This window comes from Streptococcus thalassemiae (assembly GCF_903645285.1).
Taxonomy (GTDB): domain Bacteria; phylum Bacillota; class Bacilli; order Lactobacillales; family Streptococcaceae; genus Streptococcus; species Streptococcus thalassemiae.
In genome coordinates this window covers 305-12375 of record NZ_CAHJXN010000004.1, presented here as the reverse complement: position 1 = coordinate 12375, position 12071 = coordinate 305, and the positions used below count along the sequence as shown (strand labels likewise).

Sequence of the window (12071 nt, the reverse complement as noted above, 5' to 3'; positions counted from 1 at the left end):
CCCACCATGAAACTTCCACGGTAGGTGTTACTCATATCACTAATCGTTCTAAAAATGGTTTGAGGCAGTTGAGGAGAATGCTTTCTATCCAGCTTTCTTGTGCTGAGGAGAGATGATCTGCTGGGAGGCTTTCTTTTAAAAAGTCTCGGACTTGTTCTGGTGCGATTTCAAACTCAAAGGCTTTCATTTTATAGAAAAAGTCTAGCAGATGGTCTGATAAGTATTCAGTTGAAAAAGGCACTTCTCCACTTTTTCGATATTCTAATAAGAGCCGAGCAAATCTGGCTTTTTCTTCAGGAAGCTCACGAAAATAGGAATTGAGGAGCCAGGTCTGCTTCTGCTTTCTTTCAATTGGATCCTGACTGGCAATTCGTTGGTCTTTTTCCAGCTCTTTTTGATATTGCTTGGCCTTGATAGCCCGTTCTGTCCGATTTTTACCAAAAAGAATTTTCTCCCACTTTCGTTCTTCTTGAGTCAGTGTCTCTGTAAAACCAAAGTAATCTTGATAAGCCCGCTCTGCTGGGCCCATAGCTAGAACCAGATTATCTGCATATTGCTTGGCGATTTTATCTCTTTTCTTGCGCTCTTTCTCTGCCTGGATACGGAGTTCTTGTTCGTAATCAATTTTCTCCTTGCCTAACTTGACAAGATAGAGTTGGTCATCTGGTTTTCCAAGTAAAAAGGGTTTGATACACTTTTCAAGCACTTCTTCCATCCGAGCCTTTTTCTTTGGCTCCGCCTTGGTCCAACTTCCTCCTTGAAAGACTTCTAGGAAGAGCTGGTAGTCTCTATCAGGGGAGAACTGATTGCCACGATTGGGTTTAAAAACACCTTTTTCCCAGAGCCACTTTAGAAGTCGCTCGTCAAAGTCACTTTTATTGACCTTGATTTTCTCTTTTTTATGGGCTTTTCTTGTCAGATTTTCAACCTTTCTGAGCAGTTTTTCTTCCTCTTCCAGTTGCTGGTCAAGGGACAATCGATGAAAATGACGAACACAGTCGCTACCAATTGGAAAGAGGCGTTGACCTGTGACACCGTTAAAGAGTTCGTAGGCGTACTTGATGGCATTTCCACAGACACAATTGCTACGGCCGATACCGTTAAAAATCAAGGAAACTTCATTCCATTCCTTGGTAGCTTGTTCCCAAGTATCCGCTTTTGAAGCCTGTAAAACCGCATCATGTAGGGATTTTCTAACTGGAAGTGTCATGAGGTCTCCTTTCTAGATTATACTTTTACAACTTGAACCTCGTCTTTACCGAGTAAAATCAAATATTTTTCAATATTTTCAATCGAATAGGCTCGAGATAGAGCTTCTCCGTATAGCGCTAACTGACCACGATAACGGTCTACGAGTTGACTTGGTTCATCATAGCGGTCTGTCTTATAGTCGAACAGAACGATTCTGTCCTCGTAAAGCAGATAGCCATCAAGGATACCACGGACAACAAAGTTTTCGTTACTCTTTTGATCTCGTTTGAGCATGGAGAAAGGTTGCTCGCGGTAGAGATGGTTGGTATTAGCGAGAATTTCCTGACCGAGCGCTGTGTCAAAGAATGCAAGAATTTTAGCAAGATTGATCTTGTCTCTGACAGCTGGGCTGGTTTGAACTTGTTTGAGAGTTTCTGTCAGACTAGCAAGCGTTGGTCGCTGACTGAGGTCCATTCTCTGCATGAGTTCGTGGGTAGCACTACCAATCTCAGCTCCTGTTACCTTTTCTTTGGTTGAAAAATCTGGTAAATCAAAGCTAATTTTCTTGTCTACTGACTGGCCTTGACCTGCAATCTCGACACCCTCCATATCCATAACTGGTTCGTAGAATTTCTTGATTTGACTTGGGGTTTGAACACTAGGAAGTTCAATGGCTGCGCGGTGAATACTATTATAAACTTCCACCTCTTTCAGCATTTCAAGGGCTTCTTTAATGGTTTCAGACTGGCGATTGTCTGCTTGGGAGCTATCTTGTAGAGGACTCTTGTTTTCTAACTCTCCGATAGCTTCTCTGGTCAACTGTTCTTCTCCAACAAAACGATAACTAAAGTTGAGTTTGTCCTTAGTAAACACTTTACTGATAGCCCAAAGCCAATCTTGGAAATTCCGTGCTTGCAGTCTAGTATTGCTAATTAGTTTTCCATTTTTAGCTGCTGGATATTCCTTGGCTTCCAACTTTTCGCGAGAACCCTTGCCGACAAGATAGAGCTTTTTCTCAGCCCTCGTCATGGCAACATACAGCAGACGCATTTGCTCAGAATAGCTTGCCAGCTGTAATTCTTCTTCGTTCTGTCTATAGGTCAGGCTAGGAATGGAGAGTTTGATGGTTTTAGGATAGTGTTCTTCCACTGCTCCTGTCCCCATTTTGGCAATATATTTGACACCAAGTCCATTTTTACGGCTGAGAATGACCTCTGACATGCTGTCTTGCTTGTTGAAATCTTGATCCATATTGAGAATAAAGACGTAAGGAAACTCCAGCCCTTTACTCTTGTGGATGGTCATGAGCTCTACTGCATCTTTTGGCGGTGCGACGGCCACGCTTGCCAAATCGTGCTGGGCTTCTAAAACCTGGTCAATCATACCAATAAAACGCGACAAGCCCTTGAAATTGCTCTTTTCAAATTGATCAGCACGCAGTGCTAGGGCATAGAGATTGGTCTGTCTAGCAGGCCCATTTGGCAAAGCTCCCACATAATCATAATAAAAACGGTCGTTGTAAATCTTCCAAATCAAGTCATAGAGGGAGTGGGTTTTGGAATACAGTCGCCAAGAAGCCAATATATCCATGAATTGGTTTAGTTTCTCAGCTAGAGCGGTGTGAATCAAGTTTTTCTGGCTTGTTACCATTTTTTGTGCATTGACCAGTTTTTCATAGAGATTTTCTTGGACTTTATCCTCTGCTTTCTGAAGGGACAAACGTGCTAACTCGTCTTCATCAAAGCTAAACATAGGAGACTTCATAAGGGCAACCAAGGCATAGTCTTGCAGGGGATTGTGAATAACACGAAGGGTGTCCAGCATGACTTGTACTTCTAGGGATTGGAGGTAATTGTTTTGCTCTCCGTCAGTTTTGACAGGAATCCCGTACTCAGACAGGGCGAGAAGAATCTGGTCATTACGACTGCGGCTGGAGGTCAGAAGGGCGATTTCTTTAAAGGCAACACCTTGTTCCTGATGAAGTTTAAGGATTTCCTTGATAACTAAGCGCATTTCGCCTGTTAGTTTCGTTTCTGTTTGACTCTCTTCTTCCTCATTTGAGTCGTCCTTATCGTAGAGGAGCAATTCTGCTTTGTTTTCTGGATTAGGAGTCAGTTTGGTATTGGCAAAAACAAGCTGGTGCATGTTATCATAGTTGATTTCGCCGACCTCTTGGTCCATGAGACGTTCAAAGACATCATTGGTTGCTGACAGCACTTCTGAACTACTTCGGAAATTTTCCTTGAGGAGAATGAGCTTGCCTTCTTGGGGATTTTGCGCATAGCGTTGGAATTTCTCATTGAAAATCTGCGGATCTGCCTGACGGAAACGATAGATAGATTGCTTGATATCTCCCACCATAAAGCGATTGTGACCATTCGACAGCAATTCCAGCATCCGTTCTTGAATGTGGTTGGTATCCTGATACTCATCGACCATGACTTCGTGGAAACGCTCCTGATAAGCCTCACGAACTTGCGGGAAATTCTCTAAAATCTCAATGGTGTAATGGCTAATATCAGCGAATTCAAAGGCATTTTCCTGACGTTTACGCTGACGATAAGCTTCTACAAAATCACCCATGAAGGTTTGGAAAGTCTTAGCTAGTTCCCATGTATCTCCATGATAACGTTCTTGATAGTCAAGAATCGTTAACTGGTCTGCTAGTTGTCCCAGTTCAGCAAACTGGATCTTTCTCTCTTCGTTGTAGGCATCAGCCAGTGGCTTCAAATCAGCCTTACGACTGGCATTCGTCAGAGCTCGACCATTTTTCTCTTTAGAGATTGCGACAACACGCGCAAGTACTGCCTGATAAGCCTGACCATCGGACTCCTGATTTAGGGAGCCAATTTCATCCAGAACTAACTGGATATTTTCTAAATAAGCAGCCTTTGCAAATTCCTTGGCATCATTATCCAGATGATAACGGAAAAAGCTTTTCAAATCCCAAAGGGCTTGCTGGATTTGTGTGGTCAGTTTTTCTTTTTCACTGCTAAAATCAGCTTTTTCAAAGCCTTTGAGGAAAGATTCACTCAGCCACTTTTGCGGATTACTGGTGGATTGGAGGAAGTCATAAATTTTATAGACTTGCTGGCGTAGCCCCCGTTCATCTTTTCCACGTCCAGCAAAGTTTTTCAGCAAATGACTAAACTTCTCTTTCTGTTTGCTTTGGTAATGGGCTTCAAATACCTCATGAAAGACTTCGTTTTTTAGAAGAAGTTGCTCGCTTTGGTTTTGTAAAATACGGAAATTAGGCGCAATGTCAAGCAGATAGCCATGTTTACCAAGGAATTTTTGTGTGAAAGAGTCCATGGTTCCGATGGCAGCATTGGGTAGGTCTGCCAACTGGCGACCCAAGTGTTGTTTGAGCTCGACATCATCCGTTTCTTGGATTTGTTGGCTGATTTTTTTCTCCAAACGTTCCTTAAGCTCTGTGGCAGCCTTAACGGTAAAGGTTGAGATAAAGAGTTGAGAAATTTCGACACCACGCGCCAATTGATCCAGAATGCGCTCGGCCATGACAAAGGTCTTCCCAGAACCAGCCGACGCTGAAACAAGGATATTTTGACCAGAAGTGTAGATGGCTTCAATTTGCTCGGCAGTTTTCTTTTGTTCCTTGCTCGAATGCGCTTCTGCTTCTTGCAGTTTTTGAATTTCCTTCTCAGTTAAAAAGGGAATAGGCTTCATCGATTCAACTCCTCTCTTATTTTTTCAAACCAAGCTTGCTTGAGTTTTTCTCCGACAAGACGCTTGCCATCAGTTAAGTCCAACTTTTCTAGAAAACGGGCTTGGCCCAAGTGGTAATTGGCTTCAAATCCTGTGATGGCTTGATGTTGCTGGACGTATGGGGCAATACTTCTGCCATTTTCAGTATAAGGGTTAATGGCGAACTGACCTGCTAAAATCTTCTCAGCTGCTTTCTTGTAAAGATGGGCATTGTAGTCCAGCAGGAGCTGGAATTCCTCATCCGTCAGCTGATTGGCCTTGTTTTTATTGTAAAATTCGCCCAAATGACTGCTTTCTTTTTCTAAAAAGAGTCCTTGGTATTTCATTGACTTGCTAGCTTCTACTACTGCACCTGCCAGACTTTTAACGGCCATCAGAGATTGGACGGGCTCAGCCATTTCCAAGTACATAGCACCAAAAAAGTTCTGCTCCCCTTCTCTTTTTAAGGCAGCTAAATAGGTTGGCAACTGAGAATTAAGCCCATTAAAGAAATGAGGAAACTGGAACTGAGTTAAACTCGACTTGTAGTCTACCACTCCAATCGCTCCATCAGCTTTCAAACGATCAATCCGGTCAACCTTACCTCGTACAAAGACACTGCGTCCATTGTCCAATTGAATAAAGGCTTGCTCTTTCCCACCGAAATTCGCTTCCTCTTTGATGGTTTCGATGGCTGGATTGTGTCGGAGAATATGTCCAGTTGTCCGTGCAACATCAAGCAAAACTTCCTTGGTAAACTGGGCTTCCAAACTTTCCTGATAAATAGCCTCAAATTCCCGCTCTTGACTGGTTTCTTGAATAGCTTGTTCTAAACGTTGGTCAAAAGAATCTTCGTCAGGCAACTGCAAGGCACGTTCAAAAATGCGGTGCAAAAAATTCCCGTGACTACGGGCATCTGGACGCAGGCGCAATTCTTCCTGCAAGCCTAAAACATAACGGAGGAAATAACTGTATTGGTTTCGGTAAAACTCCGTCAAACCAGAGGTAGACAGGTAAAATTCCTTGTCAGATGGATAGAGAGCTTGTAAGGTGTCCTTAGCTAACTGCTTGCTACTTGGACTGGTTGGGAGGGCTAGATTTTCCAGACCTTGCTGGTCTAGTTTTTTACCCATGACACGCGCCAGAACCTTAATAAATGTCAAATCTTGCTCCGTCTCACTCATCTCGCCCTGCTGGTGATAGGCAACCAGACTAGACAAAAGACTGTGATAGGAACCCATATCCTCCTTAGACAGCCCCTTGTGATTCATCCTCCTCTCTCTCCGCCTAAATCCAAAATGAACTAGCTCTTGAAGATAAGCTGATTCCTTGCTTTCACTTTCATTAAAAAGGCTTGGAGCCGACAAGACCAACTGCTTACGAGCAGAATTGACCAAGGAAAGCGTAGTGTAGCGATTTTTCTTGAGATTTTCACTGCTGGCAATCAGCAATTGCGCTCCCTCTTCAGTCGTTTGGTTTAAATTTTGTCTTTCTTCGTCTGTCAAAAGACTGGTGTTTTGAGCAATTTTTGGCAAATTATCCTGAGTCAGACCAATGGCATAGACAAAGTCAGCTGTTAAGGGCGCAATCAAATCGTAACTCTGCACCAGAACGGTGCCCACTGTCGCTGGAATAGTACGGTATTGAGATAGACTCATTCCAGAATGGAGCAAGGCTAGGAAGTCCTCTAGACTAACCTGTGAATCAGCAAAAACGGTCGCAAATTGTTCTAAAACATGGCAGAATGCCTTCCAAACTTCGGCCTGTCTTTCCTGCTCTAGGGCTTTCATGGTAGCTGTTAAATCTTGTAACTGCTTAGTTACTGCTCCTTCTTTTAGAAAGACATTCCACTTTTGCAAGAGATTTTCAGACTTTTGTTTTCGGCTAGCAAAAAGAGTCTCAAGAGGGGTTAAAATACGCAGACGAAGAGCATTCAAACGTCCTAAATCAAATTTTCCGTGGTGGGATTTGGTGAAGGTTTGCTGAAAGGCTGGCAAGCCATTGATACCAAGATAACGGATATATTGCTCAAATGAGTCAATATCAGCCTGACTGAGGTCGGTATACAAACCTGTTCTGAGAAGGTTTATCAAATCTTCCTGACGGAAACGATAGCGTTTTAAAGCCAAAATAGACTCGACAAACTGTGTCAAGGGATGATGAGCCATGGATTCGCTTCTACCAAGATAGAAAGGAATCTGATACTGGTCAAAAATGGTTTTAAGAGATAATTGGTAAGAAGCTACATCCCCCAAGAGAATACGAAAATGCTTGTAACTCAGGTCTGCATTTTCATGTAATTTCTGACGAATACTACGGGCTACCAATTCCAACTCTTCTTTTTGCGTCAAGCAAGACCAGATTTGTAAGTTGTCACGGTCCTTCTCATCGACATCCAATGTTAATTCTGAAAAGTCATAGGACGATTCCAATAAACGAGAGGCCTTATCAAAACTATCCATCTGCTCATGCGTTTGAGAACAATCCTGAGCAGGTGTTTGGTATTTAGAGGCTAGATGATGGAGAAACTCCACACTGGCTTGATAGAGATTCCCCTCGCTAAAAGGACTGGTATAAGATTTCTTACTAGCATAGGCTCCAATGATAATCTCAACACCCTTGCCATGAAGTAGGTCCACAATTCGCTCTTCCTCAGCAGAAAAACGAGTAAAGCCATCAATAACCAAGGCGATTTGAGTAAAATCACTACTAACTTTGTCATTCTCAATAGCTTCAATCAAATGGGACAACTGACTTCCTTGAGCCAACTGGCCTTGATTGAGATAAGCCGTTACTTTCTCAAAAATCAAGAGCAAATCCGCTCGCTTATCCTCATCAGTCAAGTTTTCCAAGTCCAAAAAACTCATCTGAGCTTTGGTCATCTCGTGGTAAAGCTCAATCAACTGCTGGATAAATTGAGGATCCTGCTTAATCGCACCATAAACACGTAAATCCTTGGGATCGAGTGCCGCAAGACACTTATAAAAGACCATCCCAAGACCAATATCATCAAGACTGGTCTTGGCAGGCAAATCATTCAAAATCAGGTAACGAGCCATTTGAGCAAAACGCGTGACGGTAATCGCAAAAGAAGCCTGCTGGGACAAGCATTCCAGCACGGCACGTTCCTTTTCAAAAGAAAGAGAGTTGGGGGCGATGTAGAAAACCCGCTTACCAGCAGCAACTAGCTCATCCGCCTCTCTGGTTAGAACCTCAGTCAAAGAAGTCCGAATATCAGTATAAAGTAATTTCATCTCTGCCTCGTTGGAATTTTTCATTACCTTTTATTATACCATGATTAGCCTCGTAAATCTGTTAAAATATTTAGGCCATCCTTTCTTTTATTCATCATATGCTAAATCTGCTAGATCTTAAATACTTAATTTTACTTGTATTAGATAGAATAAATCTGGCTACTGAAAATCACATAATAAAAAAGCCTCGGTAACAAGGCTTTGAGTTTTATGATTGTTCCTTAGGTCCAGAGTAGACTTCAATGTGTTGTCCTAGTACCTTGATGTCGACTGGTAGATTATCTGATTTATCACCATCGACATCCGACTCTAATTCGATATCAGAAGAAATTTTAATAGTACGTGCCTTTATATATTCAATATTTTCATTCTCTACAAGATCTCCTTTTAACAAATCCGGAATCAAAGATAATTTAGAGAATATAGAAGCATCTTTCAAAATGAGAATATTTGCATATCCATCCTTGTTTTCTTCAAAAATTTTTTTATCGGCAAAATAATTTGTTAGAAGTACTAAAACATGACTTGCTTCCCCAAGGTAATTTCCATTTTCAGTTTCAACTTTAATGTTAAAGACTTGATCTGTCATGACAGACTTCATGGTATTAACTGCATAAGCCAAGATACCAAATTTCGTTTTATCTTCAATTTCAACATTATGAATGGCTTCAGGGAGAGACCCGATACTAAAGATATATCCAAAATAGTGACCATTTGCTTTTCCGATATCAATCTTATCAGTTAAATTGAAATCTAGCTCTTCAATAGCTCCGTCAATATCTTGATTGATTTCTAAAAGTTTTGTAATCAGGTTACCAGTACCACCTGGTATAATTCCCAGTTTAGGAATATAGTCCCTTTCAGCAATCCCTGAAATAACTTCATTGACTGTACCATCTCCACCAAAAACTAGAATTGATTCATATCTTTCTCTAGCAGCTTCTTCTGCGAAATTTGTAGCATCTTTGGCTTTTTGAGTAATTTTAGTTTCCACATCATCAAAATACTCTCTTGCTTTATTCTCCAGCTTCTCTTTGTAATCTAAAGCTTTTTCTCCTCCAGAAGTTGGATTGATAATTAGCATTATTTTTTTCACTCTGTATTTTCTCCTTAAAATTGAAATAGAAAAGTTATTCTCGATGAAAATCAAGGCGTAAACTAGGAAACTAGACGCAGGCTACTCACGACACTGTTTTGAGTCTGTATATTAGCCTGACGTGGTTTAAAAAGATTTTCTAAGAGTATTAACCTAATGACACATGATATTTGCGTATATTGCTATTATACAATGAAATGTTAAAAAATAGAAATAAATTGCTTTTAATATCGGTTTTTATCTCATATTAAAAAATGATCTATTTTTTACTAGTAGGTTATTCTTAATCATCCAAACTAGTCTCTCTCCTCCCCACGATGGAATATAGTTCGTAGATATAATTGCTATTTTCTAGTTCCGGATAAAGATAAAACTCACTTGAAAGAAGATTTTCCCCATATATAAGTCAGTCTTTGTCTGACTAGCTACTAGCAAATAGATGAGTTAATGTTTAGTGTCTATTTATGAAAATAAAAATACTTCAAAAGTCAGTTCAGCTAAGGATGAAAAAACTCAATTTTTAAGAGAATATGAAATGATACTCAATCAAAATCAAATAGCAAACTAAAAATCTAGCCACAGCTTGCTTAAAGCAGAACTTTGAGGTTACAGATCAAACTAACGCGGTCAGCTCAAGACACTGTTTTGAATTTGTAGATTAGACTGACATGGTTTGAAGAAATTTTTAAGAGAATATAAATTATCTAGTATTACAATAAAAGGCATATTATCAAGTGTTTTTGACACCTGATAACATGCACTTTTCTGATTTTAAAGATTTTTCTCCAACTTTATTATCATTTAAGATAAGATGCTTCCATCATGTTTTGCATCATCATCAACAAACTGTTCTTTTACCAAATCCTTGATATCACTTTTGATACTTTTAGTATCTATAATAGAATCTTCACCGAGTTGGTGAAATGTCGCTTTATCTCTAATAGTATATTCTTGTTCATCGTCATATTTTTTGGTTATCAATCGAATCATCTTTCGTCTTAAAGATTTTTCCCCTTTGATGTTTCCTCTTTCTTTTATCCATGCCACTGCTAAAATGACCAGCATTAGACAACCGACATAACCTAAAAGAGGATACATAATGGAGACTAATTCTTTAAATCCCATAAAAGATAAACCATATCCTATAGCGACCGTAGCAATTAGAATAGGGTAAAAGCTCTTAGGTTTGTTTGAAGAGAAACGTTTTGCCAAGGCATAAAATAAACTGAAAGCTGTATTAAAAATGAGTCCAAAAATAATTAGAGCATACAGCAAAGAAAATAGAGGATGAATCTGCTCCGCAATGGTTAACATAGGAATATCAACAGTTGAAACAAGTTTTATATTGGCGTATAAAATACCAGTTGCTACGGTAATAATCAAACTAACTACAAGTCCACCTAAGAGACCACTTTTTTCCGCAACACCAATTCTCATGACAGAACCTCCTAAGACAAATGCCATGGATACACCAGTCATAACAGTTAGTGCGAAATAATTTAGTAAAGAAACCCATACATTGGGCATCGGAGAAGAAAGTGTAGCTGTGATTGCTTCTAACTCTTCAAAATCAAAACTTTTCCCTACGAACGTATGGACTGCCATAATGATAATCATGACAAAGACCAAAGGAGTAAATATCCCAAGAACGCTGGTAATCTTTTCAAAATTAAGAAAACTGACAATAATGACCAAGATAGCACAAATCAATCCTCCCAACCAAAATGGCAAACCAAATTGTTGGTTAAGGTTTGAACCAGCCCCAGCAATCATAACAAAACCAATTACAAAGCAGGAAACAATTAAAGCAAAATCAAGAATCTTATTAGTAATAGGCCCGGCAATTTGGGAAAGAACTTCAAAATGATCATTTGAACGGAAATAGCTTCCTAAGGTAATGATAATTTTACCAAAAATAATACTTATGATTCCAAGAACAATCGTTCCAATGATACCCCATTTACCAAAACTAACAAAGTATTGCATTAAATCTTGGCCTGAAGATAGTCCAGCACCAATAACAACACCGACATAAGCTAATGCTATATTTAAAATACGTTTTAACACTATTTTCTCCTAACCGTTATCACTACAATAAATGACTGTCTATTTAGTATACTATTTTCTTATATTATTGTCAAAAATATAGGTATTAGAACCTTGTACATAGAAATATTGCTGCACGATATAGCAAGATAACACAAGGACTAGTCAGCTACTAATCAAACTTCTATCCTCCTCAATTGTTTGGAGATATTAGCTGCTCTTACGTCAGACAAATATCACAAAGATAGCAAGACATTAGACATCCACACAACATTCAACCGATACATTCCAGATGATGACGGTACTAAGACTTTTGCAAGCTTTCGAACTACCCACTTAACTAAAAGAGAAATTGAGATACTAGACAAAATGATTGAACTGAACCAGCTCAGTGAAAATACTGACCTAAATTGGTACAAAAGCACTCGTATATTAGTCACAAACATTGGTAGGTCAATCCATAGTTCTATTCTAAGTAAATCTCTCCATCGAACAAACGAACGCCTTAAAAAACCAATCCCCAAACATCTGTCCCCTCACATCTTCAGACATACAACTATTAGCATTTTAGCTGAAAATAAAATTCCGCTAAAAACAATCATGGACAGGGGTGGTCATTCCGACTCTGAAGTCACTACTTCCATCTACACCCACGTCACGAAGAACATGAAAGATGAAGCAATCAATGTACTGGATAAAGTTATGAAAAAGATTTTTTAAAAAGTTTTGCCCCTTTTTTGCCCCCTAAATACAAAAATAGCCCTTCGGATAAAATCCGA

At 39.7% G+C, this 12071-nt stretch carries 6 protein-coding genes; 1 reads left to right on the top strand and 5 read right to left on the bottom strand.

Annotated features, from left to right (window positions below; genetic code table 11):
* Nucleotides 1-31 precede the first annotated feature (31 nt).
* The 5 genes from HWX15_RS07625 to HWX15_RS07605 all read right to left on the bottom strand — a co-directional run bounded on the left by HWX15_RS07625 (nt 32) and on the right by HWX15_RS07605 (nt 11313).
* Nucleotides 32-1210 (bottom strand): hypothetical protein, encoded by a 1179-nt coding sequence (locus HWX15_RS07625; protein WP_175880739.1) that lies wholly within the window; start codon nt 1208-1210, stop codon nt 32-34.
* Nucleotides 1211-1227: 17 nt separating this feature from the next.
* A complete protein-coding gene (gene addA, locus HWX15_RS07620; protein WP_175880738.1) occupies nt 1228-4878 on the bottom strand; it encodes a helicase-exonuclease AddAB subunit AddA in 3651 nt (1216 codons plus the stop codon).
* Nucleotides 4875-8150 (bottom strand): ATP-dependent nuclease subunit B, encoded by a 3276-nt coding sequence (gene rexB, locus HWX15_RS07615; protein ID WP_175880737.1) that lies wholly within the window; start codon nt 8148-8150, stop codon nt 4875-4877. The genes addA and rexB overlap by 4 nt, the downstream gene beginning before the upstream one ends.
* A 208-nt stretch (nt 8151-8358) precedes the next feature.
* A complete protein-coding gene (locus tag HWX15_RS07610) occupies nt 8359-9246 on the bottom strand; it encodes a diacylglycerol/lipid kinase family protein (RefSeq protein ID WP_175880736.1) in 888 nt (295 codons plus the stop codon).
* An 801-nt stretch (nt 9247-10047) separates the two neighbouring features.
* Nucleotides 10048-11313 carry a YkvI family membrane protein gene (locus HWX15_RS07605; protein WP_175880735.1) on the bottom strand — a complete coding sequence of 422 codons (1266 nt, stop codon included), beginning with the start codon at nt 11311-11313 and terminating at the stop codon, nt 10048-10050.
* A gap of 348 nt (nt 11314-11661) precedes the next feature.
* Between HWX15_RS07605 and HWX15_RS07600 the strand changes: the two genes are divergently transcribed.
* Nucleotides 11662-12012, top strand: coding sequence for a tyrosine-type recombinase/integrase (locus HWX15_RS07600; protein ID WP_367948264.1), 351 nt, complete (start codon nt 11662-11664; stop codon nt 12010-12012).
* The last annotated feature ends 59 nt before the right edge of the window (nt 12013-12071 follow it).